Annotated in this window: 19 protein-coding genes; 2 read left to right on the top strand and 17 right to left on the bottom strand. The window is 67.5% G+C overall.

What is annotated here, in order from left to right:
- Window positions 1-40 precede the first annotated feature (40 nt).
- The gene (locus tag BLW48_RS01600; protein WP_256330673.1) at window positions 41-451 is read left to right on the top strand and encodes a hypothetical protein; all 411 of its coding nucleotides are present in this window, start codon (window positions 41-43) and stop codon (window positions 449-451) included.
- An 8-nt stretch (window positions 452-459) separates the two neighbouring features.
- Here BLW48_RS01600 and BLW48_RS01595 read toward each other — a convergent pair whose 3' ends face one another.
- From BLW48_RS01595 to BLW48_RS01555, 9 genes are all read right to left on the bottom strand, one after another.
- A complete protein-coding gene (locus BLW48_RS01595; RefSeq protein ID WP_093172242.1) occupies window positions 460-2,043 on the bottom strand; it encodes a GMC family oxidoreductase in 1,584 nt (527 codons plus the stop codon).
- The gene (locus BLW48_RS01590; protein ID WP_093172240.1) at window positions 2,040-3,437 is read right to left on the bottom strand and encodes an amidase; all 1,398 of its coding nucleotides are present in this window, start codon (window positions 3,435-3,437) and stop codon (window positions 2,040-2,042) included. Before BLW48_RS01590 ends, BLW48_RS01595 begins: the two co-directional genes overlap by 4 nt.
- On the bottom strand, window positions 3,434-4,138 hold the full coding sequence (locus BLW48_RS01585; RefSeq protein WP_093172238.1) for an ABC transporter ATP-binding protein: 705 nt from the start codon (window positions 4,136-4,138) through the stop codon (window positions 3,434-3,436). The genes BLW48_RS01590 and BLW48_RS01585 overlap by 4 nt, the downstream gene beginning before the upstream one ends.
- A gap of 20 nt (window positions 4,139-4,158) precedes the next feature.
- On the bottom strand, window positions 4,159-4,878 hold the full coding sequence (locus BLW48_RS01580; protein ID WP_093049222.1) for an ATP-binding cassette domain-containing protein: 720 nt from the start codon (window positions 4,876-4,878) through the stop codon (window positions 4,159-4,161).
- The gene (locus tag BLW48_RS01575) at window positions 4,875-5,972 is read right to left on the bottom strand and encodes a branched-chain amino acid ABC transporter permease (RefSeq protein WP_256328809.1); all 1,098 of its coding nucleotides are present in this window, start codon (window positions 5,970-5,972) and stop codon (window positions 4,875-4,877) included. The genes BLW48_RS01580 and BLW48_RS01575 overlap by 4 nt, the downstream gene beginning before the upstream one ends.
- The gene (locus BLW48_RS01570; protein ID WP_093172235.1) at window positions 5,969-6,835 is read right to left on the bottom strand and encodes a branched-chain amino acid ABC transporter permease; all 867 of its coding nucleotides are present in this window, start codon (window positions 6,833-6,835) and stop codon (window positions 5,969-5,971) included. The genes BLW48_RS01575 and BLW48_RS01570 overlap by 4 nt, the downstream gene beginning before the upstream one ends.
- 15 nt (window positions 6,836-6,850) lie before the next feature.
- Window positions 6,851-8,077, bottom strand: a complete 1,227-nt coding sequence (locus BLW48_RS01565) for an urea ABC transporter substrate-binding protein (protein ID WP_093172233.1) — start codon at window positions 8,075-8,077, stop codon at window positions 6,851-6,853.
- An 84-nt stretch (window positions 8,078-8,161) separates the two neighbouring features.
- Window positions 8,162-9,679 (bottom strand): amidase, encoded by a 1,518-nt coding sequence (locus BLW48_RS01560; protein ID WP_093075653.1) that lies wholly within the window; start codon window positions 9,677-9,679, stop codon window positions 8,162-8,164.
- Between the two features lie 200 nt (window positions 9,680-9,879).
- Window positions 9,880-10,989 (bottom strand): substrate-binding domain-containing protein, encoded by a 1,110-nt coding sequence (locus tag BLW48_RS01555; protein ID WP_093172231.1) that lies wholly within the window; start codon window positions 10,987-10,989, stop codon window positions 9,880-9,882.
- 142 nt (window positions 10,990-11,131) lie between these two features.
- On the opposite strand from BLW48_RS01555, the gene BLW48_RS01550 reads away from it, so the two are divergent.
- The gene (locus tag BLW48_RS01550) at window positions 11,132-11,566 is read left to right on the top strand and encodes a MarR family winged helix-turn-helix transcriptional regulator (protein ID WP_093049237.1); all 435 of its coding nucleotides are present in this window, start codon (window positions 11,132-11,134) and stop codon (window positions 11,564-11,566) included.
- A 91-nt stretch (window positions 11,567-11,657) separates the two neighbouring features.
- Here the strand turns inward: BLW48_RS01550 and BLW48_RS01545 are convergent, their stop codons facing one another.
- The 8 genes from BLW48_RS01545 to BLW48_RS01510 all read right to left on the bottom strand — a co-directional run bounded on the left by BLW48_RS01545 (window position 11,658) and on the right by BLW48_RS01510 (window position 24,118).
- Window positions 11,658-12,992 (bottom strand): amidase, encoded by a 1,335-nt coding sequence (locus tag BLW48_RS01545; RefSeq protein WP_093172228.1) that lies wholly within the window; start codon window positions 12,990-12,992, stop codon window positions 11,658-11,660.
- Complete coding sequence (locus BLW48_RS01540; protein WP_093172226.1) at window positions 12,992-13,735, bottom strand: DUF2848 domain-containing protein; 744 nt, start codon at window positions 13,733-13,735, stop codon at window positions 12,992-12,994. The genes BLW48_RS01545 and BLW48_RS01540 overlap by 1 nt, the downstream gene beginning before the upstream one ends.
- On the bottom strand, window positions 13,735-15,072 hold the full coding sequence (locus BLW48_RS01535; protein WP_177142248.1) for an MFS transporter: 1,338 nt from the start codon (window positions 15,070-15,072) through the stop codon (window positions 13,735-13,737). Before BLW48_RS01535 ends, BLW48_RS01540 begins: the two co-directional genes overlap by 1 nt.
- A gap of 37 nt (window positions 15,073-15,109) precedes the next feature.
- Complete coding sequence (locus BLW48_RS01530; RefSeq protein WP_093172224.1) at window positions 15,110-15,790, bottom strand: DUF4286 family protein; 681 nt, start codon at window positions 15,788-15,790, stop codon at window positions 15,110-15,112.
- A gap of 144 nt (window positions 15,791-15,934) precedes the next feature.
- Entirely contained in the window at window positions 15,935-16,852 is a 918-nt protein-coding gene (locus BLW48_RS01525) for a LysR family transcriptional regulator (RefSeq protein ID WP_093049270.1), read from the bottom strand.
- Between the two features lie 46 nt (window positions 16,853-16,898).
- On the bottom strand, window positions 16,899-17,267 hold the full coding sequence (locus tag BLW48_RS01520; RefSeq protein ID WP_093049273.1) for a nuclear transport factor 2 family protein: 369 nt from the start codon (window positions 17,265-17,267) through the stop codon (window positions 16,899-16,901).
- Between the two features lie 109 nt (window positions 17,268-17,376).
- Entirely contained in the window at window positions 17,377-18,063 is a 687-nt protein-coding gene (locus tag BLW48_RS01515; RefSeq protein ID WP_093172222.1) for a hypothetical protein, read from the bottom strand.
- Between the two features lie 73 nt (window positions 18,064-18,136).
- A complete protein-coding gene (locus tag BLW48_RS01510) occupies window positions 18,137-24,118 on the bottom strand; it encodes an alpha-2-macroglobulin family protein (protein ID WP_371127536.1) in 5,982 nt (1,993 codons plus the stop codon).
- Window positions 24,119-24,328 lie beyond the last annotated feature (210 nt).

Raw genomic sequence — 24,328 nt, 5'->3', positions numbered from 1 at the left:
AAGCCCCATGGCGTGGAGGAAAACCAAGATGTCTGCTGCCATGTTTGCCGCCCTGTTCTTCACAGTGGCACTCCTCGTCACGACGGCTTACTTCATCATGGGTTCCATCCCGCTCCTGGTGCTGAAGCACGACACGCCGCTCGACGCCCGCTTTGTGCGTGGCTTCTTCAACATCTACTACCGCGCCGCATTCGTTACCGCGGCTGCAACGGCCGTCAGCTTTGCATTTGCGGGTCGCCCGGGGCTCGCGGTGGGTGCTGCGGCGCTGGCGTTGATTGCCGTCGCGCTGCGCAAGAAGGTCATTCCCAAGATGGACGCGCTCGGGGCGCAGATCCAGTCCAACTACATGGATGCGATCCCGGGATTCCGCAGGACCCACATCACCGCAATCCTGATCAACCTCGCCCAGCTCGTGGCGATCGTGTGGAGCCTCATTGCCTTGAGCCGGTAACGGGCGACTCAGGGGGCGATGAAGTGCGCCGCACGCTCCGCCACCATCACCGTCGGCGCATTCGTGTTGCCCGAAACCATGCAGGGGAACACCGAGGCATCGGCCACATACAGGCCTTCGATGCCGTGAACCTTCAACGTCGGGTCCACGACTGCCAGGTCGTCGATGCCCATCTTGCAGGTGCTGGTCGGGTGATACAGGGTGGATGCGTGGCCGCGAACGAAATCGCGCAGCTGCGCATCGGTGACTGCGCCCGCACTGGCTGAAATCTCATCGCCGAGGTGTTCGGCGATGGGCGCCTGGCGCAAGATCTCCCGGTTCAGGCGGATGCCTTCCACCAGAAGCTGCAGGTCGCTGCCCTGCACGTCGCTGAAGTACCGAGGGTCGATGGCCGGCGCTTCGAGCGGATCGGCGGAACGCAGGCGCAGCTCGCCATGGCTCCGCGGTCGCTGCAGGACCGAGAAAAGCGTGATGCCCGGGCCTGCCGAGAGATGGCGGTTGTGGTCGCGGTTGGCGCTGGGGATGCAATAGAGCTGCAGGTCGGGGTCGCCGGTGCCGGGTTCGACGCGCGCGAAGCCCCCGCATGAAGACCAGTTCGAGGCGAGCGGTCCGCTGCGGTCTTGCTCCCACAGCTTCATGTGAAGCGCCGCTTCCTCGTCCGCAGCCTGTGCAATGCCGAACCGCTCGTGCGTGGCACAGGTGATGGAGGCATTGACGTGGTCCTGCAGGTTCTTGCCGACGCCGGGCAGGTCGATCAGCGGGCGTATGCCGACACGGGAAAGCTCGTCGGCCGCACCGATGCCCGAGTTCAGCAGCAGGTGAGGCGAGCCCACGGCGCCTGCACAGAGCACCACCTCGGAAGAGGCGGTGACGCGTCCGGGAATCCCGTTGTGAAGAAACTCCACGCCGGTCGCGCGCGTACCTTCGAAGATCAGGCGCAGGAGCGTCACGCCGGTGTGCAGGGACAGGTTGGGACGCGCCAGCGCGGGCGCCAGGAACGCACTGCCGGTGCCGAAGCGCGCGCCGTCCTTCACCGTGGCCTGGAACAGCCCGACGCCTTCCTGGCGCGGGCCATTGAAATCTTCGTTCGCCGGCAAGCCGGCTGCCTGCGCGGCCTGCAGCCAGAGGCGCTCCACCGCGTCGACGTGCGCGATGTCGGAGACGACCAGTTCCCCTTCGCCGCCGTGCAGGGGCGAAGCGCCAAGTCGAAGGTTCTGCTCGGACCGCTTGAAGAACGGCAGTACCTCTTTCCAGCTCCACCCGGCGCATCCGGCCGCTGCCCAGCGGTCGTAGTCGGAGGGCACGCCGCGCATGTAGATCATCGCGTTCAGGGCGCCCGATCCGCCGACCATCCTGCCTCTGGGCCAGTACAGGCGCCTTCCTTTGCAACCCGGCTGCGGCTCGGTATGAAAGCTCCAGTCCACCTCGGTGTTCAGCATCGACGACCACAGCGCCGGAATGCTGGAGGCGCGGGGCGCGGCCCTGCCCGCCTCGAGCAGCAGCACCTTGCGGGCCGGATCGGCCGACAGCCGGTTCGCCAGCACGCAGCCTGCTGTGCCGGCGCCCACGATGATCGTGTCGTACGCCTTCAAAGCGCCGGATGCCGCTGGTGCCAGTCGGTCGCCTGCTGAAAGGCCCAGCCCGCGCGCACCAGCAGTTCTTCCTCGAAATGGCGGGCGACGAACTGGAAGGCAACCGGCGTGCCGGCCTCGGTGAAGCCGCCCGGCAGCGTGATCGTGGGGCTGCCGCTCATGTCGAAGGGGCAGGTATAGCGCAGCATGGCGGACATCAGCGCGGCATCCTCGCCGAAAGTGGCCATGCGCGCGAGCGTGGGCGACGCCACGCCGTGGGCCGGCACCAGCAGCAGGTCGATGCCCTCGAACATCGCCCGCACCCGGCCGCTGAAGGCATGGCGGTTCAGCACGATCTTCTGGTAGTCCATGCCGCTCTGTGCGCGGCCGAGGTCGAGCAGGCCGGACAGGGCCGGGCCGTACATGTCCTTGCGTGCGGGGTAGGTCGACTCGTGCACCACGGCCGCCTCGATGCCGCAGAGCGGAAACCAGTCGGCGATGACCTGCGCCGGGTCGGGGAAGGCAACTTCGCGCACTTCGGCGCCCAGCTCGCGCACGGCCGCGAGCGCGCCTTCCATCACCTTCAGGGTCTGCGCATCGACGCCCTCGCCATTCCAGCGCGCATCGATGCCCACGCGCAAGCCGCGCAGGCCCCGCTGCATGCCCGCCAGGTAGTTGGGCACGGCCGCCAGGCTCGCGGTCGGGTCCTTGGGGTCGGCGCCCGCGATGGCGCCGAGCATCGCGCCCGCATCGGCGGCGCTGCGCGTCATCGGGCCGATGTGGTCGAGTGTGGCGGCCAGCTCAAAGGCGCCGTGGCGGCTCACGCGGCCCCAGGTCGGCTTGAGGCCGGTGAGCCCGTTGGCGGCGCTGGGGAAGCGGATCGAGCCTCCCGTGTCGGTGCCCAGCGAGCCATAGCAAAGCCCCGCCGCGGTCGCGACGCCCGAGCCGCTCGACGACGCGCCCGACCAGTGCGCCGCATTCCACGGATTGACCGGCGGCGTGACTGTGGGGTGGTGGTCGGCATACGCGCTCTCGGTGAGCTGCAGCTTGCCGAGGATCACGGCGCCGGCCTCGCGCAGCTTGCGCACGGCCGTGCCGTCTTCGGTGGGCACGAAGTCCCGGTAGAGCGTCATGCCGGCGGCGGTGGCCACGCCCTCGGTCCAGCACAGATCCTTTACCGCGACCGGCACGCCATGCAGCGGCCCGCGAATCTGGCCCTTTGCGATCTCCGCCTCGGCGCGGCGCGCTTCGGCCAGCGCCTGTTCGGCCGTCACCATCGCATAGCTTTTCAGCGCGCCGTCGACCTTGCCGATGCGGTCGAGCTGCGCTTGCGTGACCTCGACCGGCGAGAGCTCCTTGCGCTGGATGCGCTGGCCGATGTCCACCAGCTCGAGGTAATGCAGTTCGTTGCTCATCCATGGACTCCTGTGTATTGACTCATGATTTCGAAATCGCCGAGGTGCTCGCGCGGGATCTCCCCGCCGATCTGGCCGCGCTTGATGACGAGCACTCGCTGCGACACGGCGGCGATGAATTCGAGGTTCTGCTCCACCAGCACGATCGTGAGCTTCATGCGGTCGCGCAGCGCCGCCAGCGTTTCGGCGATCTCCTCGATGATCGAAGGCTGGATGCCTTCGGTGGGCTCGTCGAGCAGCAGCAGCGTGGGCTTTCCGGCCAGTGCGCGGGCCAGTGCCAGCAGTTGCTGCTCGCCGCCCGAGAGCGAACCGCCGGGCCGTTCGAGCAGCGGCTTGAGGCGCGGAAAGTCCTCCAGCAGCCCCTCGATGGTGTGCAGCGTGCGCTCGCCGGTCTTCACCAGGCCCATGCGCAGGTTGTCCATCGCGCTCAGCGTCGGAAAGATCTCGCGCCCCTGCGGCACGTAGGCCATGCCGAGGCGGGCTCGCGCATGCGGCGCAAGGCGCGTGACGTCGGCATCGCCGAAGCGCACGGTGCCCGATGTGGCACGCAGCGCGCCGATCAGCGTGCGCAGCATGGTGGTCTTGCCCATGCCGTTGTGGCCGAGGATGCCGACCGATTCGCCTTGTGCGATCTTCAGCGAGATGTCGTGCAGCACGGGGATGGCCCCGTAGCCTGCGTGAAGACCCGATACGTCCAGCATTTTGTGGTGCGCCTTCGGGTTCAGTGCGGCTTCTTGCCGAGGTAGATCTGCTGGATCAGCGGGTCGCTCATGATGCGGTCCGGCGTGTCCTCCTTGATCACGGCGCCCTGGTGCAGCACGGTGACCTTCCTGGCGATCATGCGGATGAAGTTCATGTCGTGTTCCACCACCACCAGCGCATGCTGGCGGTTGATTTCCAGAATGAGTTCGGCCGTGCGCGCCACCTCGGCGTCGCTCATGCCGGCGGCCGGTTCGTCGAGCAGGATCAGCGGCGGATCGGCCGCGATCACCACGCCGATCTCGACCCACTGCCGCATGCCGTGCGCCAGCAGCCCGGCCGTGACGTCGCGGTAGGCATGCATGCCTACGCGTTCGAGCGTCTCGCGCGTGATGCGGTCGGCCTGCGCGGTGCTGTTCAGGCGCCGCGCCGAGAGCCACACGTTCTCCCACACGCTCAGCCCGTTGAACAGGCTGGGCACCTGGGTCTTGATGCCGATGCCCAGGCGGCCCGGGTCGTGCGGCTGCATCTTCGAGATGTCCTGGCCGCGGAACAGGATCTGGCCCGAGGTCGGCTTGACCTGGCCGGTCAGCAGCTTGAAGAAGGTGCTCTTGCCGGCGCCGTTCGGGCCGATCACGCAGCGCAGCTCGGCTTCGGCCAGCGTGAAGTTCACGTCGCGCGTGGCGTGCACGCCGCCGAAGCGCACGTTGAGGTTGCGGGTCTCGATCAGGGGTGTCGTCATGGGGCCGTCTCCGTTGCGGCCAGCGCGTGCGGCGCTTCGACCGGGGCCTTGGGGACTGCCGCGGGCGAGGCCGCCTTCGGGGCATGGGCCGGCGTCTTGCGCAGGCGCCGCCACGCCATGTCGATCAGGTCGCCGAGGGTCGGCACGATGCCGCGCGGCACCAGCAGCACGAAGACCACCAGGATGCCGCCGAGCACCAGGTTTGAATTGAAGGTCTGCTGCGTACCGATCTGCGAGGTGAGCCACTGGATGGCGATGCAGCCGACGATCGGCCCGACCAGCGTGCCCAGGCCGCCGACGATGACCCAGATGATGATCTGCGCCGACTGCCCGAGGCCGAAGATGGTGGGGCTCGTGAACGCGCCCCAGTTCGCGAACAGGCAGCCCGCCAGGCCCGCGATGGCGCCGCCCAGCGTGAAGCTGAAGAGCTTGTAGGCGCGCGCGTCGTAACCCAGCAGCAGCACGCGCTGCTCGTTCTCCTTGGCCGCGACGATCACGCGGCCGATCTTCGAGCTGATCAGCACGCGCAGCCCCAGGTAGACCAGCAGCAGGCAGCTGAAGGTGACGTAGAACAGGTCCTTCGGCGTGAGCACCTCGTCCTGCTGCCCGGGCCAGTTGAGCGTCGGTATTGCCGGGATGCCGTTGAAGCCGCCCAGCGGCGCACTGCCGATGCGCCACTCCGGCCCGGCGGTCGAGTTGATCAGGTTGAACAGGATCAGCGTGACGGTGAGGGTGATGACGCCCATGTACACGTCCGACAGCCGGCCGTAGAAGATCACGTAGCCCAGCAGCGCGGCGAACAGCGCGGGGACCACGATCGCGAGCAGGAAGGGCACGGTGCTGTCGCCCATGTTCATCATCGCGATCGCGTAGGTGTACGAGCCGAGCCCGAAGAAGGCTGCCTGCCCGAAGCACAGGATGCCGCCGAAGCCCCAGATGAAGGCCAGGCTCACGCCGAGGATCGACATGACGGCGTAGATCGTGACTTCGATCAGCGTGTAGTCGTCCATCACGCCGGGCAGGCCGAAGAGCAGCGCGACGCCAACGGCCAGGCTGATCGCCGCGCTGGCCCAGGACTTGGCAAAACGATTCACAGGGACCCCTTGAAGAAACGCCCGGTGATGCCTTGCGGCAGCAGCCGCAGCATCACGATCGCGGCCACGAGCAGCGCCACCTCGCCCAGCACCGGCGTGGTCACGAAGGTCGCGAGCTGGTTGATGGCGCCGAACAGCGTCGATGCGCCGATCAAGCCTGCCAGGATGGCCGGCCCGCCGCCGATCACGGTGATGAAGGCCTTGGCCACGAAGGCGGCGCCCATGGTCGGCACCACGCCCGTCAGCGGCGCGAGCAACCCGCCGGCCAGGCCGGAGAGCGCGGCACCCACCGCGAAGGTGACCGAGTACACGCGGCTCGGGCTGATGCCGAGTGCGTTCGCCATGTCGGGCTTCTGCATGGTGCCGCGTGCGATCAGGCCAAGCTGCGTGCGCGTGAGCACGAAGCGGATCGCGAGTGACAGCGCCACGGCAACCGCGATGATCACCAGCGTGTATCCGCTGACCGAATAGGCGCCGACGGAGAAGCTGCCCAGCGGCGCCGAGACGCCGGCCGTGGTGTTGCCAGCCACCGAGGTGACGATGCCCACCAGCAGCAGCGACAGTCCCCAGGTGGCCAGCATGGTGTCGACCATGCGGCCGTAGAGGCGGCGGATGACCAGCCGCTCCAGCACCACGCCGACCAGGCCCACCGCGATCGGCGCGACGATGAACATCGCGATCCACAGGTTGACGCCGATCTTGAGCGCCGCGATGACGGCATAGGCACCGAGCATCATGAACTCGCCGTGCGCGAGGTTGATGACCTTCATCATCCCGAAGATGACGGCCAGCCCGGCCGAGACGATGACCAGGCTCGCCACCGCGTAGAGCACCTGGATGAGAACGACGAGTGCGAGATCCATGCCGGTGCCTTGCCTTCAGACCTTGATCACGTACTGCTGGTTGTCCTTCGGGTTCTTCACGAGGTTGCAGACCGCGCTGGTGTCCACCGGGGGCTGCTGCTGGAAGGTCTCGACGATGTTGAGCTGCTTGTTGCGCACCTCCGCGATGCTCACGTTCAGCACGCAGTGGTGGGTTGCCGGGTCGAGCGAGACCTTGCCGCTCGGGCCGTCGATGCTGATGCCGGTCTCCAGGGCGGCGATCATCTTCTCGCGGTCCAGCGAACCGGCCTTCTTCACGCCCTCGGCCCAGAGCTTGAAGCCCTGGTAGGTACCCATCGCGAGTTCGGTGATGTTCGGATAGTCGGCGCCGAAGCGCTTGTAGAAGCGCTCCTTGAAGGCCTTGTTCTGCGGCGTGTCGAGGTTCTGGAAGTAGTTGTAGGAGATGAGAAAGCCGTCGGCCTCGGCCTGCGACAGCACGATGTGCTCGTTGCCGCCCGCAAACGTCGTGGACGCGAGCGGGATCTTCTTCGTCAGGCCCGCGGCGGCCCACTGGCGGTAGAAGGAGATGTGTGCGCCGCCGACCAGCGCCGAGACGATCATGTCGGGCTTGGCCGCCTCGATCTTCGAGATGGTCGGGCCGAAGTTGGTCACGTCGAGCGGGAAGAAGTCGATGGAGGCGACCGAGCCGCCGTTCTCCTGCACGAACTTCTTGACCCATTGCGAGGTGATCTGGCCGTAGTTGTAGTCGGCCGCCACCACGTAGACCTTCTTGCCCCACTTCTTCATCGCGTAGGGAATGAGCTTGGCGACGGTCTGGCCGGGCGTGACGCCGGTGCAGAAGGTGTTGCGGTCGCACACGCCTCCTTCGTACTGCGTGTTGTAGAAGTACAGCGTCTTGTTGCGCGTGAGCACCGGCCGGATCACCTCGCGCGAGGCCGAGGTGATGCCGCCCATCACGACCGTCGACTTGTCCTTCAGCGCCGATTGCTGCGCGAACTGCGCATAGAGCTGCATGTTCGACTGCGGGTCGTAGGTGGCCAGCCTGATCTTCTTGCCCAGCAGGCCGCCGGCGGCGTTCTGCTCCTCGACCGCGAGCGTCATGCAGTCGGCCATCGGCTTGCCGTAGATGTCCAGCCCGCCCGACATGTCGACGATGCTGCCGACGACGATCTCGTCGGCGGCCATGGCTGCCATCGGAAACAGCGGCATTGCAGTGCCCGCCAGGGCAGCGGCCGAAGACTGGATGAAGGAACGACGATCCATGGAACTAACTCCTCGTTGCTCGGCGGGCGCAGCCGCCACTGTGTTGTCGGGAAGGGTGGGAACAGAAGAAAGCGGGCGAAAGCGTCAGATGGCTTTCCAGTCGCCGGCCTGCTCGAAGGCATAGGCGGCGCGGTAGATGGTGGCCTCGTCGTAGCAGCGGCCGGTGAGCATCATCCCGACCGGCAGGCCGTCGATCAGCCCGCAGGGCACGCTCATCGAGGGATGGCCGGTGACGTCGAAGGGGCAGGTGTTGGGCAGCACCTCGAAGGCGCGCGTGACCACCTCCTCGATGCTGGCGCCGGGCGCTGGCAGCGGCGTGGCCGTGATCGGCAGCGTGGGCATCAGCAGCAGATCGACATCGGACAGGGCGCTGTCGTAGGCCGCGGTCAGCTGGCGGGCCAGGTTCTGCGCCTTGGCGTAGTAGTGGCCGCGGTAGTGCTTGATGAAATACTCGCCCAGCACCATGGTGAGCTTGAGCGTTTCGGAGAGCTCGTCGGCGCGGTGCTTCCAGCCGGCGTGGAAGTCGACCATGCTGGTGACGTAGAGCCCCTTCCAGTTGAAGCCGTGGCCGTTGTCTTTCATCATCTGCTGGGTGGCGCCCTCGGCGGCAATCGGCAGCCAGATCGCCGGGCCGACCGAGTGCATGGGGACCGACACCTCGCTGACGATCGCGCCCAGCCGGGTGAACACCTCGGCCGCCTTGCGCACCTTGGCACCGACGGCGGGGTCCGACTGGGGCCAGCCGAAGCCTTCCTTGACGATGCCGATGCGCAGGCCGCGCACGCCGTCCTTCATGAGCTCGCTGTAGGGCTTGGCGGCCTGGCCCGCATGCTGGCGCGGATCGAGCCCGTCGGGGCCGGCCAGCACTTCGAGCATCAGCGCGTTGTCGGTCACGTTGGCCGTCATCGGGCCGGTGTGGTCGATGGTGAGTTCGATCGGCATCACGCCGGTGTAGGGCACCAGGCCGTGGGTGGCCTTCATGCCGTAGATGCCGCAATAGGACGCCGGCATGCGGATGGAGCCACCCTGGTCGCCGCCGATCGCGAGGTCGACCTCGCCCGCGGCCACCAGCGCTGCGCTGCCCGACGAGGAGCCTCCGGCCGAGTAGCCCATGCGGTGCGGGTTGTGGACCGGCCCGGAGGCACTGGTGTGCGAGCCGCCCGAGAAGCAGAAGTATTCGCAGACCGACTTGCCCACCACCGTGGCGCCGGCATCGAGCAGCCGGGTGACGACGGTGGCGTCGACGTTCGGCACATAGCCTTCGAGCGTGGAGGCGCCGTTCATCATCGGCACGCCGGCGAGGCAGACGTTGTCCTTGAGCACCACGGTCTTGCCGGCGAGCTTGCCCTCGGCCTTGCCCTTGATCGTGGTCTTGACGTACCAGGCGCCGTACTTGTTTTCTTCGCCCAGGGGGCGGTAGCCGGGCGTGCGCGCATAGCTCACGACAGGCAGGTAGTCGGGCATCGCGTCGACCGCGTCGTAGGCGTCGAAGTTGGCCTGCAGCAGCGCGTTGTAGCTGCTGGCCTGCGCTTCGGACAGATGGATGCCCAGGCCCAGGGCAACGTCCTGCAGCTGGTCGAGGGTAGGGCGCTTGATGGCCATGAGCGGACTCCGCGTTCTTCGTTGAGTGGGCGCCGGCAGCCCCGAAGAGGCGGCCGGATCGGCGTTGCGTCGGCCTTGCCGCACCGTGCGAAGCAGCGGGCGCCTACAGGCTCGTCACGGCTTTATTCTGTGTGCCGATATTTTCCAAGTCAAGGATTTTATTTTCCTTGGAAAATAAAACACAACCGTTCTCAGCTCACTCAAAGTCGCGTGATGACGCGAAACGCATTGCCTTCGGCCCGGGCCAGATAGATCGGCGTGCGGTTCACTCCACCGCCCTGGTAGTCGGCTTCCCGCGCGCTGCGGTAGTGGATCGGCGTGCCGCCCAGGTGTTCCAGGCAGGCCATGGGCTGCCTGCTCCCGGCGAACAGCGCGCCCAGGAAATGCATGCCCTCGTAGGTCGACTGGCCGAAGGTGTTGAGAGTCGGCGCGCGCTCGCCGAAATGCGCGTGGTAGCGCTCCTTGAAGGCCAGGTTGGCCTCCGTGTCGAGCGTGGCGAAGTAGCCGCAGGCCATGTAGAGGTCTTCCGCGTTGTCGGCGCCGATGCCCAGGAGTTCGTTCTCCCCGATGGCGCAGGACAGCCGCAGCATGGCGCGCGACAGGCTCGTGCGGCCGAAGGCCCGGTTGAACTCGATGGCATCCTGTCCGATGAGCGAGAGCAGGACGGCGTCGACGCTGCCCTTGTGGAGCGCGTCGAGCACCTGCGAGAAATCCGTGGTTCCGAAGGGAACGTACGTCTCTCCGACCAGCTCGCCGCCGGCTTGCGCGATGTAGCCGCGCGCCATCCGGTGCGAGATGTGCGGCCAGATGTAGTCGTTGCCGACCGCGAACCAGCGCCGCGGGTGCTTGTGGCGGCCCAGCCAGCCGATCGCCGGCTGCAGCTGGCGTGCGGCGGTCTCGCCGATCGCGAAGACGCCTGGCGTGGATTCCCCGCCTTCGTACAGCGGCGTATAGACGATCGGGATCTGTCCCCCCACGGCGCGCAGGATGCGATGGCGCACGGCGCTGGTGTGCATGCCGATGATGGCGTCGATGTCGCCGGCCTGCACCAGTTCGGTCAGCGTGGCTTCGATGTCGGCCGAATCGCCCGCGGCATTGACGGTCAGCAGCCGGCATGAGCGGCCCCCGATGCCCGCGTCGCGGTTGAGCTCGGCCTGCGCCAGCTTGGCGCAGGCGAGGGAAGAGGGAGCCCATATGCCGGCCGTGCCGCCCAGCGGCACGCACAGCGCGATGTTGAGTTCCTGGCGCGCAAGCAGGGGCCGCGGCCGTTGCGCGCGGGCCGCAATCCTGTTCGATGAGAGGGCGAGCATGGGGCGAATGACCGGTGCGGAGGATGGAAGGACGGCGACTGGGGCTGAGCATGCTGCAAAAATCGCGCCAATACTTTCCAAGGCAAACGATTCTGCGTAGACTCACCCGCATCCGATTCCGACGCAGACCGCCCCGCCGCCCATGCCCGAGCAAGACATTTCCCAGTACCTGGCCTACCTGCTGGCCTCAGCCAACCGGCGCATGCGCATCGGCCTGGCCCAATCCATCGCCGCGGAAGAGGTGACGGAAGAGCACTGGCGCATCCTGCAGGTGCTGGCCGACGAGCAGGGGCGTTCCATGGGCGACCTGGCGGAAACCGTGCTGCTGAACCACCCGGCGCTGACCAAGAACATCGACAAGCTGGTGAGCCGCGGGTTGGTGCAGCGCGCAGCCGACGCCACCGACAGCCGCAGGGTGCTGGTCTACATCAGCGACCTGGGCCTGGAAACGGTCTCGCGCCTGAAGAAAAGCGTGGACGCGCACCACGATGTCATCGAAGAAGCGCTGGGGCCGCGCAAGACCAGCCAGCTCAAGAAGCTGCTCGAGAACTTCATCGACGAGTGCGAAGCGCCCTGACGCGACGCCCTACAGCGCCGCCGTCACGATCACGCCGGTGCAGCGCAGCTCGACCCGAGATTCGTCAGCCCCTGATTTACGTTCCGGGCTTCTACAGCGCAGCCTCCACAGCCAGCGCTACGGCCGCGAGCCGCGCGTCGTCGCCGCGCACCGAGGCCAGCATCAGCCCCACCGGCAGTTCGCCCGGCGCATGGCAGGGCAGGCTGAAGGCGCAGCCGTCGAGCAGGTTGATCGCGAAGGTGTTGCGCAGCAGCAGGCCGTTGGCCTTGAAGAAGGCGGCGTCTTCCGCCAGCGCCGCAATGGGCGGCGCGACGATCGGCACGGTCGGGCACACGAGGGCGTCGAAGCCTTCGATGGCCCGTTCGACGCGGCCGATCCAGTCGCGCCGGCGGTCTTGCATGGCGATGTAGTCGGCGGCGCGCACTTCGGTGCCGAGCGCGATGCGGGCGGCCACGCGCGAATCGAAGCCGCTGCGCTTTGCGGCGAAGCGCTCGCGGTGCACCGCAGAGGCCTCGACCGGCGAGAAGCCGCCGGGCGCGTTGACGGTCGCGATCTCGGCGAGTTCGGCCAGTGTGATGTCGATGATCTGCGCGCCAGCGGCCGATAGGGCCTGCAGCGCGCGGTCGAAGGCGTGCGCCACTGCGGGCTCGATATCGTCGAACATCATCGTGCGCGGCACGGCAAGGCGCATGCCCTGCAGCGGGCGGCGGCGCACCGCGAGCGGTGCATCGGCAATGGCCGCATCGGCGATCAGGCAGTCTTCCACGCTGCGGGCCATGGCGCAGACCGTGTCTAGCGAGCGCGCCAGTTCGAAGGCGCCGGTGCGCGGCACGCGCGACTGGGTGCTCTTGAAGCCCACGAGCCCGCACAGCGCGGCAGGAATGCGGATGGAGCCGCCCGTGTCCGAGCCCAGCCCCGCGACAGCGAGGCCGAGCGCCACCGACACCGCAGCGCCCGACGACGAACCACCCGGAATGCGCGCCGTGGCCGCGTCGGCCGGATTGCGCGGCGTGCCGTAGTGCGGGTTGATGCCCACGCCCGAGAACGCGAACTCGGTCATGTTGGTCTTGCCGACAATGGCAGCGCCTTGCGTGCGCAGCCGCGTCACGGCGACTGCGTCGCGCGTGGCCGGCGGTTCGCCTGCGCAGACGGCGGAGCCGGCCATGGTGGTTTCACCGGCCACGTCGTAGAGGTCCTTGACCGACACGGGCAGGCCGGCGAGCGGGCCGAGTTCGATGCCGGCCTTGCGCGCCGCATCGGCGTGCCGGGCTGTAGCGAGCGCGGCATCGGCGTAGAGCCGCGTGAAGACGTGCTCGGCAGCGGGTTGCGTGGCCGCTTCGAGCACCTGTTCGATCAGTGCCTCGTGCGACAGCTCGCCGCGCGCGATGCGTTCGCGCAGGGCTGCGATGGTGAAGCCGTCTTTCATCACGCCACCACCGGCAGTGCTTCCACCGCATAGCGATGCACGATGCGGCGCCGCAGCTTCGGGTCGTGCAGTTCGATTTCCATCTGCCCGGCGGGCCGGATGCCTTCGCCCTTCGCGTTGGGCAGTGCGCCCAGCGTGCCGCAGGTCATGAACAGCCCCTCGGGTGCGCTGCCGGCGCCGGGCATGCCGTCGCGCAGCGCGGCCAGCGGCCGGATCGATGCGAGCGTGCCGCGCTGGTAGTCGGTCCAGCGGCCGTCTTCGAAGATGCGCGAGCACAGTTCGAGTGAGTCCTGGTGCGCCTGCACGTCGCGCCAGCGCCATGCGGTCTCGGCCACGGGCTTGGCGCACATCTGCTTCGAAACGGCCACCGAATAGCTCTCGACATGCCGGTCGGTGTGATCAGAGGCCACGCTCAGCCACCACTCGCCCTGCGAGAAGAAGAACACGGGCTCGGCCTCGCCGGAGCTCTGGTCACCCAGCGCCTCGATGGCCGGCGATTGCGTCAGCAACTGGGCCGCGACGCGGTAGTACAGCGGCACGCTCGAAGGGCGCGGCACGCCGAGCTCCGCCAGTTCTTCGATGTGGTGCTCGATGGCAGCGATGTCGCGGCCGGTCCAGCCCGCCACCACCAGCGCACGGGGCGCGATGCTGTGCAGGGCGGTAGAGCGGGTGCCGTCGTCGGCAATGCTCTCGCAGGCGAAGCGCAGGGGGGAGTGCAGAGGGGAATGCATGCTCGTCGTCATCAGTTCTCCAGTGGGCGCTTGGCGGTTTCGCGGGCCACCACGAGGGCGATCAGCGTCAGGCCCAGTGCGGCCACCACGTACAACGACACGGCCACCGTGGTGCCCCACGACTTGAACAGGCTCGCGATGATCAGCGGCGCGAAGCCACCGCCCACGATGCCGGCCAGCGTGTAGGCCAGCGAGGCGCCCGCATAGCGCACGCGGCCGGGGAACTGCTCGGTCACGAAGGCGGCCTGCGGGCCGTACATCATTGCGTGGATCAAGAGGCCAACCACCACCGCCGCGCAGATGGCGACCGGTTGCGCGCTGTCCATCAGCACGAAGAACACGAAGGCCCACACCATGCCCAGCAGCGCGCCGGCAATGTAGACCGGCCGGCGGCCGATGCGGTCAGACAGGCTGCCGAACCACGGCACTGCAATCGCGTTGCAGGCCGCGCCGATCATCGTGGCGGTGAGCGCCAGCGGCCGCGACAGGTGCAGCACCGTCGTCACGTAGGTCAGCGTGAACACCACCACCAGCGCGTACAGCACGTCGGAGCCGATGCGCGAGCCACCGGCCACCAGCAGGCTGCGCCAGTGCTGGGTGAACACTTCCTTGATGGGGGTCTTGGCGGTGGCCTTCTTCTCTTCCATCTCGCGGAACACGGGAGTCTCGTCAACACCGCGGCGCAGCCACAGGCCGAACAGCACCAGCGCGACGCTGGAGATCAGCGGCAGGCGCCAGCCCCAGGCCTGGAACTCTTCCGGGCTCAGCCAGGCCGACACGATGGCGATGAAGCCCGTGCCTATCAGCGTGCCGCACGACGGGCCGACCTGCGTGAACGAGGCGTTGCGGCCGCGCTCGTCGGGCTTGCCGTGTTCCATCGACAGCAGCACCGCGCCGGCCCATTCGCCGCCGAGCGCCACGCCCTGCACGAAGCGCAGCGCAACCAGTGCCACCGGCGCCCAGATGCCCCACGTTGCATAGGTGGGCAGCAGGCCCATCAGGCCAGTGGACACACCCATGATGACCAGCGTGGCCACCAGCACGAAGCGCCGGCCCAGCCGGTCGCCGAGGTGGCCGAACACCATGCCGCCCAGCGGACGCGAGATGTAGCCGACCGCATAGGTCGAGAACGCGAGGATGGTGCCGGTGAGCGGGTCGAACGACGGGAAGAACACCGCGTTGAAGACCAGCGCGGCCATGATGTTGTAGACGGTGAAGTCGTACCACTCCAGCGTGGTGCCGATGGAGCTGGCCATGGCCAGGCGGCCCATCTTGGCGGACCCGGAACTGGAACTGGGTGTGGGCGGCGTGGCTGCGGTGGCCGCAGCGGGAAGAACATGTTCGGTCATTGGAATACCTTTGTTCAGGGAGGAGATGGAAGTCGGGTCAGCCCAGTTCGGCCGCGCTCAGCTTCCAGCCGAGAGCGAGAAGCCAGCCTGTGGCGGGGTCGGCATCGAAGGCGGCGGCGGCCGTGGCACGTGCGGTGCGCGCGGCGTCGGCGCTGCTGGTCTCAATCACCAGCATCGGCTGCAGCACGCGGCCTTCGATGGATTCGCGCGGCAGCGGCGTGCTGAGCGCGGTGTCGGGCACGAGCAGGTACGACTGCACGAAGCCTGCCTGCTCTTTCTTCAGCTGAAGGCCGGTGCGCTCTGCGCTTTGCACCAGCGCTTCAGCGTCGGCGGCCACCGGCAGGGGCAGCACGACCACGTGGCTGCCGCTGCCGAAACCCGTGACGGCGCGCACGGCGCAGACGCGGCGTACTGGCTGCCGCATGCGGTCGAGGTTGGCGATGGACCACGGCGTCTGCTTCTCGAAAGCGGCGCGGTAGCCGGGCGAACCGAACACCGCCAGCGATTCGGTGCGGTACAGCCCGAGGTACTTGCGGCCGCCTTCGAGCGAGAAGTAGCGCGCGCCCGAGAGAAAGCCGGGGATGCGCACGCGCTCTTCCACGTGCTCCTGGTCGTACCAGCGGTTGAAGTCGGCATCGTCGGCCGGCTCGACATCGGAAGCGACGAACAGCAGGCCGTTCGCGTTCGCTGCGGGGAAAGAAAGGTCAGGTGTGTTCATGGCGGCGGAAGAGCAGGCGGGCCTTCGAAAAATGAAGGCGCGATCTTCCGTCGCGGGGTCGAACTGTCACAAACGAGTTTTTCTGGGCTACAGCCACAAGAATTACTGGCCCCTTTTCGGGGCCGAAATGCGCTGTTTTGAGGGTTAACCCTCTGCCGATGCGCTCCAGGTTGGTGCGATTGCCGACGTGGTGAACTGGTCGGAAGCGCGGCACGCCAGCTCGGCCACGAGCCGGATGGCGTCGGAGTCTGCGGCTTCGAGGTGGCTCACCACGATGCGCTGCGGCGAGATGAGCGCGTCGCACTCGATGATCCGCACGTCGCCGATGGCCACGTATTCATAGCAGGGCGGCAGCGGCACCAGCGCGTTGCCGAAGCCCGCCTTCACCAGCCGCGCCAATGCAGAGATCGAGCTCACGCAGTGCACCTTGCCCAGCGGAATGCCCGCCGCGCGAAACAGGTTCTTCAGCGCTTCGTGCGGCTGCGAGCCGGGGCTCATCGTGAGCACGGGCTGGCGCAGCAACTGCTCGACCGTCTGCATGGGCTCGGCGCCGGGCGGCCCGACCCAGCCCATCGGCATCGGCAGGCAGGGCGTGCTCACGATGCCCGCGCCGGCGATGTGGTCGGTCTGCAGCGCGATGTCGAGCGCGCCTTCGCGCAGGCCTCGGTGCAGGGCCAGCGTGGTCTCGGAGGTCAGCTGCACCTCGATGCCCGGGTAGGTGGAGCGCAGGTTGGTGAGAAAGCCCAGCAGCCAGGTATGGACGACGGTCTCGATGGCGCCGATGCGAACCAGGCCGAGGATGTCTTCGCGCGGACGGCCGAGCGAGACGATCTCGCGGCGCAACTCGAGCAGGCGCTCGCCGTAGTCCATCAGCCGCACGCCCACCGGCGTGAGCCGCAGCTCGCGCGCATCGCGTTCGAACAGGCGCGCGCCGATGTCTTCTTCGAGGGAGGCGACGCGGTTGGACACCGCCGCCTGCGTGATGTGGAGCCGGTCGCTCGCCGCGCGGAAGCTGCCGAGCCGTGCGGCCCAGAGAAAGGCTTCTACAAATCGTGTGTTCATGGGGGCACCTGCGGGCATTTTGCCGGTGTTCGTGCCCCGGGGCGCCTCAGCCGCCCATCGAATAGAAGAACTCTTCTCGCACGATGGCCCCGTCCTTCACGGTGTAGAGGCCTGCTTCCTCCATCTGGAAGCGCTGGCCCGTGGGCTTCATGGTCACGTCGAAATCGAAGCCGACGATGAAGCGGTCGTCATGCGGCCAGGGGCCGGTGATCTTGAACGAATGCACTTCGTGGTTGTCGCTCCACCACTTGCCCTTGGCCTCGATGGCTGCCAGACCGACGGCTTCGCGCTGCTGGCCGGGCGGGGCGCCCGCCTCGACGCTCACCGCGTCATCGGCGTAGAGCGATTTCGCGTCCTCGAACTTTCCTTCTCTGCACAGCGCGACGAGCTTGTTCGCGATTTCGAGCGTGGTCATTGTTGTCTCCTGGGGAAGGGGCGGGTGGGAAAGCAGTTTAGGCCGATGGGCGCGTCAGAGGGCGTTCAACACTGCCTGCGTCGCGGTCAGCCGGGGTTCAGTGACGGCGTCAGCAGAAAACAATCGCCGTCTTGTGCGCAATGCTCAGCCGAGCAGATTCGTACAGCAGCAGCCAAGACACGTATTCCCGGTACAGGCCGCCGTCTTCCTCGATCAGCGCGTCGATGCGTTCCGCTTCCTCGTCCGAGAGCTTGCCGTTGTCGAGGTGGATGCCCAGGGCCGGAGCCACGAACACGAGTTCTTCAAGCAGGCGGTAGGACGAGCCGAGCATGCCGCCGGGGAGGCCGGCTTCCTCTTCTTCATCTTCCTCGCCTTCGCCTTCCTCCTCGCAGCTGTCATCCCCGTCGAACAGCACTTCCTTGAAATCGATGGGAACGTAGAAGCCTTCCGCATCCGAGTGACACAGCAGGTGGCTTGCCGAGCCGTCGAGCAGCGCCTGGATCTTCGGGTCGGCCGTGGGGTCGACGTCGTCCGGCAGCGGCGTGGCCACCCAGTCGGGCGAGAGCAGTCGGTGGGCGTAGGCGCGGCGCAGGTAGTGGATGAAGGAATACGGGAAGCCGTCGATCGAAGCGCGCGAGTCGAGCTCCATCGGCTCGCGTGGCTCCGTGTGCTGGGGAAGCCCCGCGGCGGCCAGCACGCGGTTGGCTTCGGCCAGTTCTTCTTCGAAGCCCTCGGCGCTTTCGGGATCGTCTTCGAGCAATTCGGCGAGCATGCCGACACAGACAGCCAGACCCATGATCTTTCCTCCAGGTTGTTGGTTCGCCGCGATGGTGACGACCGCCGGTGAAGAAGCGATGACCGCTAAATTGTTACTTCGCCGCCTCCACCTTCACCCGTGCATTCGGCGCCTCGCCGAACATCTCCGGCGCGTACATCGCCTCGACGCGGCTTGGCGGCAGCGCGAAGTCGCCGACGTTGTTCAGGCGCACGGTGTATTCCATCTTCACCACGCCCTTGGGCAGGTACTCGTAGTAGCTGCGGAAGGCCTCGAAGCTGCGTTCCTCGAAGGCGGCCCAGCCGGCGCCCGACTTCTTCTCGCCCTGTGTGGCGATCTGCGAGTCGCGGCCGAGGCCGCCGCCGAGGATGGTGGCACCGCCAGGAATCGGGTCGCTGATGACGACCCAGGTCATGTCGGCGCTGGCGTTCACTTCCAGCGTCACGCGCAGCACGTCGCCGCGCGTGTACTTGCCCGCGGTGGCCTGCTCGACCGGCGTGATGGTCTTCTTGATGGCGTAGCCGGCCGCGAACGGCGCCTTCAGCTGCACGGCGGCAATCGACTGCAGCGTGAGCCACGGCTTGCCGGTGCCTTGCTGCGTTACCAGCAGGGTGTCGCGCACCGGTGCGCCCGACGGCGATGCTGCCCACGGCAGGAACATCGTGTTGTTCTTCAGGTTGCCCGGCGAAGCGGGCGCGCCGAAGAAGGTGGTCTGGTTCGGTGCACCGGCCGGGTCGCTGGTCTTCACGCGTTCGACCTGGCTCCAGTTGACCTGGGCTTTCACTGCACCGAGCGTGGCGGCAGTGACGCCGGCCACCGGCGTGCTTTCGAACACCTTGCTGAACTTCTCCAGCGCCAGCCCGCCCCACAGGTTGGCGGTGGTGGTGTGCCATGCGCCGTTCTGCTGACGGCCGATGAAGCCGTTGGCGAGCTTGCCGATGTCGTCCTTCCAGCTCGGGTCGTCCATCACGCTGAGCAGCAGGCGGGCGGTGTTGACGTCGCCGTTGGTCATCAGCCACCACCAGTAGTCGTCCTGCTCGGTGCTGAAGATCAGCTTGGTGCCCTGGTATGAGAGGCGGGCCTTCAGCACGTTGTTGGCTTCGTCCAGGCGCTGCTGGCGCTGCGGCACGTCGTTCACGCGCTTGAGGATGTTGAGCCAGTCGATCACCGCGCTGGTGGGCCACTGGTTCGGCGCGATGGTGATGCTGCCGAGCATGCTGCCCTTGGCCTTGCCGTAGCGCGAGAGCGCTTCGAGCGCGGCGAGCTTGCGCACGTCGAGGTCCTTGCGCGGGCTCCAGAACTCGCGCGTGATGCGGCCTTCGACGAAGGCGATCAGGCCCGACTCCATCGGTGCGCGCACGTCGTCGGCCAGCGCGAAGGCCGGGTTGAGCTGCGCGGCCTCGTTCGTCGCCGCGAGCAGGTACGACGTGAGGATGTCGCTGCCGCGGTTGGCCTCGCCGTCGCGCGGCGGGAAGTAGTTGGCCAGGCCGTCGCTGTCGAGGTACGTCGGCAGCTGGGCCAGCACTCCCTGCCACATCTTCGCGTCACGCAGGCCGACCGACTTGCTGGTCTTCTGTTCGAGGCAGATGAAGGGGTAGTTCGCGAACCAGTCCCGCACGCCTGGCAGGCCTTCGGCCAGCTTGGGCTGCAGAGACAGCTTGAGGCCGCCGCGGCCGGGGAGGGCGTCGGCGGGCGGTGCCACGTCGAGCGTGAACGGCCCATCGACCTGCACCAGCGTGGCTTGCTGCACCGTGAGCGGCACTGAAGGCACGATGCGCTGGCGCACCTTGAGCGCATCTCTCGCACCTTGCGCGCCGCCGATGATGTCTTTCGCCTCGATCTCCCACAGGATGGCTTCGGCGCGCGTCTGCGCGAGCTGCGCGGGCGCGGTCACGGTCCATGCCACTTCACGCGCCTCGCCGGCCGGAATGTCCACGGTCTGCGGCTCCAGCGTGAGCAGGGTGGCGCGCGGCGTGGCCTCGACCTTCATCGGCTTCTGCGTGGTGTTGCGCAGCGTGATCTGCGCGCGGAACTGGTCGTCCTCGCGCACCAGCGGCGGCAGGCCGCTGATGATCTGCAGATCCTGCGTGGCCTGGATGCTGGCCTGGCCGGTGCCGAACAGGCTGGTGCCCGAATCGGCCACCGCCACGATCTTGAAGGTGGTGAGCGCGTCGTTCAGCGGCACCGTCACCACGGCCTGGCCGTTGGCATCGAGCACCACCTTCGGGTTCCACACCAGCAGGGTGTCGAGCAGTTCGCGCGTCTGGCCCTTGCCGCCGCCACCGCCCGCGGGCACGGCCTTGCGCCCGTAGTGGCGCCGGCCGACGATTTCCATCTGCGCGGTGGAGGTGCTCACGCCCCAGCTGCGTCGCTGCAGCATGGCGTTGAGCAGGTTCCAGCTGTCGTTGGGCATCAGCTCCAGCAGGGCCTGGTCGACCGCGGCCAGCGCCACTTCGGCACCTGCCGCCGGCTTGCCGTCGGGCAGCTTCGCGCTGATGGTGACCTGCGCCTTGCTGCGTATCGGGTAGCTGGGCTTGTCGCTGGTGACGGTCACGTCGAGCTGGTGGGCGCGCGTGCCGACGCGAATCTCGGCCATGCCGAGGCGGTAGGCCGGCTTGCTCAGGTCGACCATGGCGGTCGGCGCCACGTATTCCTTGCCTTCGTACCAGAAGGCCGTCCACCACTCGCGCGGCGACTTGAAGCCCCAGGTGAAGAAGCTGTACCACGGCACTTCGCGCAGGCGGCCGCGCAGGGCGAGCACGCTCACGTAGGCGTTGGGCCCCCACTCGGGCTTGACCTGCAGGGTGACGGTCGGGTCCTTGCCGTCGAGCTGCACCACGTGCGTCTCGATGATGCCTTCGCGTTCCACCGCGACCAGCGCGGTCGCGAAGCGGAAGGGGCTGCGCACCTGGAACTTGGCGACCTCGCCGGGCTGGTAGCTCTTCTTCTCGGGCAGCACGTCGATGCGGTCGTTGTCCTCGCCGCCGAACCAGAGCTCGCCCTGCTTCGTCACGTAGACGGAGCTCACGGCCTTGGCGTCGCGGCCGTCGCTGTCGGTGGCGCTGGCGATGAGTTCGACTTCGCCGGCTTCCTTCAGCTCCGACTCGCACAGCAGCAGGCCGCGCGCATCGCTCTTGCCGCTGCAGACGGTGCCGATGTCCTTGGTCTCGGTCTTGTTGTCGTAGGTGTAGAAGCCGCCCACCATGCGCTTGCGGCTGGTGGTGGTGATGCGCGCCACGGCGCGCACGTTGAGCGTCACGTTGGCCTGGGGCTTGCCAGTGAGGTCGAGCGCGAGCGCCTGGAACTTCAGCTTCTGGGCGGTGGAAACCCAGCCCTCGGTCTTGATGCCGGCGATGACGGATGCGGGCCACAGCGTCTGCGTGCTGCGGATGGTCTGCACCTCGCCGTTCGGGTCGGCGTATGTGGCTTCGAGCAGCAGCTCGCGCGCGGCCTTGACCTTCGGCACCTTGTCGATCGTGACCTTGCCGCCGCCGTCCTTGTTCAGCGTGAGCGGCAGCTTGTCGGCGATCACGCGGGTGTCGTTCACGCTGTTGAGGTCTTCCTCTCCGGCGCTCGTGTCCGCGGCCGGCGTGGCGGCCTCGGTGCCGTCGCCCTGCGTGGCGCGCGGCGGGTTGAAGCTGAAGGCGTCGTAGTCGGAGAAGCTCAGGGCCTTGCCGCGCACCATGGCCGACACGCGCACCGGCAGGTTGGCGGCACCGCCACCGGCAACGTAGTTGATCTGCACGTCGGTCGGCACGCTCGTTGCGGCCACCAGCGGCTTCTTCTCGGTGGGCGAGATGCGGCCTTCGAGCACGGGCAGGCGGAATTCCTCGACACGGAACATGCCGGTGCTGAAGCTGCGGGCGTAGTCCTCGTCGCCGTCGGACTCGCCTTCTCCGTTGGCATCCTTGCCTTTGCCGGTGCGCAGCATCACCTCGTACACGCCGAGCTTGGCTGCCGGCGGAATGGGGAATGTGTTCTCCGCGCTCAGGCCGCCGGTGGCCGTCTTGCGCCAGTTCAGCGGCTGCGTGAAGCGCTGGCCGCTGCCCGTGTGGGTAATGACGAGGGTGTCGGGCCGGCTCTCCGGCAGGCCGAAGCCCTTGCTGGTCTGCGTGCGGATCAGGCTCTTCATCGACACCGTTTCGCCGGCGCGCAGCAGCGTGCGGTCGAAGATGGTGTGGGCGACGCGATCGGGTTCGGCCTGCAGGTTGGTCGGCACGTTGAAGCGCCAGGGCTCGATGCCGCGCTGCCAGTCGCTCCAGGTGAAGGCGAGGTCTTCAACGCCCTTGTCGTCCTTGGCGCGGGCGCTGACGAACCAGGCGCCCGTTTCGTATTCGTTCGGGCCGTTGCACGACGGCGGCTGCGGCGACACGCCGTTCAGCATGACGATGCCGTTCGCATCGGTGGTGCCGCTGGCCACGGCCTTGCCGTCGCAGCCGGACACGCGCACTTCGGCGCCGGCCACGACCTTGCCCTTGTCGAGCGTGGTCACCCAGGCCATCGAGTTCTCGCGGCCCAGCTTGAAGTGCACGGCCAGGTTGGTGGCCAGCGCGGTGGTGCGCACGTACATCGTGCGGCCGGCGTTGTAGCGCTCGTCGAGCAGCGCCTCGCCGAGTTTCTGCGAGGCGATTTCGAGTACGTGGAAGCCGGGAGTCAGCGGAATGCCGATGACTTCGAAGGGGCGCGGATCGCCGGCGTCGGACTTGGGCATGTCGAGCGCCTTCACGCCCGACTGGCCCGCCAGCAGCGACAGCATGCGCGTTTGCAGGCTGGTGCGGTCGTCCTTGTCGATGACCGGCGGCAGCGGGCCCTTCACGTCCTTTCGGGCTTGCTCGCGCGAGATGGTGAAGCTGTCGTAGCGGCGCACCTTGCGGAACCACGCGATGATTTCCGCGTCGGTCTTCGGGTTCATGTCGCTCACCTTGCCGGGCGTGAGGGCGTTCACCATCAGCTTCGGCTCCACGCGGCGTACGGTGACCGGCATCATGGCCGGGGTGTCGGGCTCGGCCAGTCGCTCGACCACGCCGAAGGGCGAGGCAGCGAACTTGGCCAGCGGCGGCATCATGCCGGTCGCCACCTTCAGCGGGAAGGTGCCGGGCGAAGCCAGCGGTCGGCCCGAGGCGTCCTCGAACTTGGAGGGCAGCTCGATGCTGTATTGAGTGCTCTCGGCCAGCGGCGGCTCGAAGCTCACGCCGTTGACCACGTCATCGTCGCTCTGCGTGCCGCCCTCGTTCTCGAGCTTGGCCTTGATGGTCTTGTCGCCCTTGAGCTGAATTTGTGAAGCCAGCTTGCGCGTGACCGGTGCATTGAACGTCAGCTGCATCGGGCGCAGCGGCAGGCAGGCGGCCTGCGCGTTCTCGCGCTCGCAGGTGAACGAGACGGCGAAGGGCTCGCGCACTTGGAAGTCGAGGCGGCGTTCCACGTTGTTGGGCACACCGGAAGGCGTGGCTACGCCCTTGCCGTAGACGACCTGCACCTTGGCGCCGGGCGTCAGCGTGCGGTTGCACTGCATGGTGACGAAGCGCAGCGGGTCTTTCTCGGCGGCCTTGTCGCGGCCGAAGGCCTTGAGCAGGCCTGCGCGCTGCTCGCCGTCGAGCAGCTTGACGGGAATGCGCTCGCCCACGCCGTCGGCGGCGCACCAGATGTTCTGGCGCACGCTGTCGAGCGTGGCCGCGCCGTTGAGCTCGAGCACGAACATCTGCTGTTCGTCGATGCGGCTGTAGCTGCCCGGCATGTAGTTGCGCACGAAGGGGCCGCCGGTGTTGAACTGGTAGCGCTCGGGGCCGGTCAGCTCGCCGCTGGCGGGCTTGAAGGTGGGAATGCGGGTGACCGTGCAGCGCACGCCGGGCGGCAGGTCGTTCTCGAAGTCGTAGACCCAGGCCTTGGCGTCGGTCCAGCGGCCCGTGCCCTTGGCGGCCTGCGCGTCGGTGCAGCTCACCGTGAGCGGGGCGGGGGCCTTGGGGTCGCCGAAGTTGACGGCGGCCTGGTCGAACTTGGCGACGACCTGGCGTACGCGCGCGACCTCGCCCTGGGGCGAGAGGCTGGTGATCTGGAGGGCAAAGCCCGGGCCGGCCATGAGGACGCCGCCGGCCAGGAGCAATGTTGGAAGGAAACGGTTCACTTTTTTGTATCTCCACCTTGAGGCAGCGCGCAGCGTAGCCGATTTGCGCGACGCTTCGGCAGTGCCAACAGTCATAGGCCGTCGGCGCTGTCCGGAGCTGCGCTCACTACGACGGTGTCATTCGCGCGCACCCCGGAACGTCTTTACACCGGCCTTCTTACAATC

This window comes from Variovorax sp. YR266 (genome assembly GCF_900107295.1).
Taxonomy (GTDB): Bacteria; Pseudomonadota; Gammaproteobacteria; order Burkholderiales; family Burkholderiaceae_C; genus Variovorax.
The sequence above is the reverse complement of the archived record's forward strand: the minus strand, read 5'-3'. Positions and strand labels throughout refer to the sequence as shown.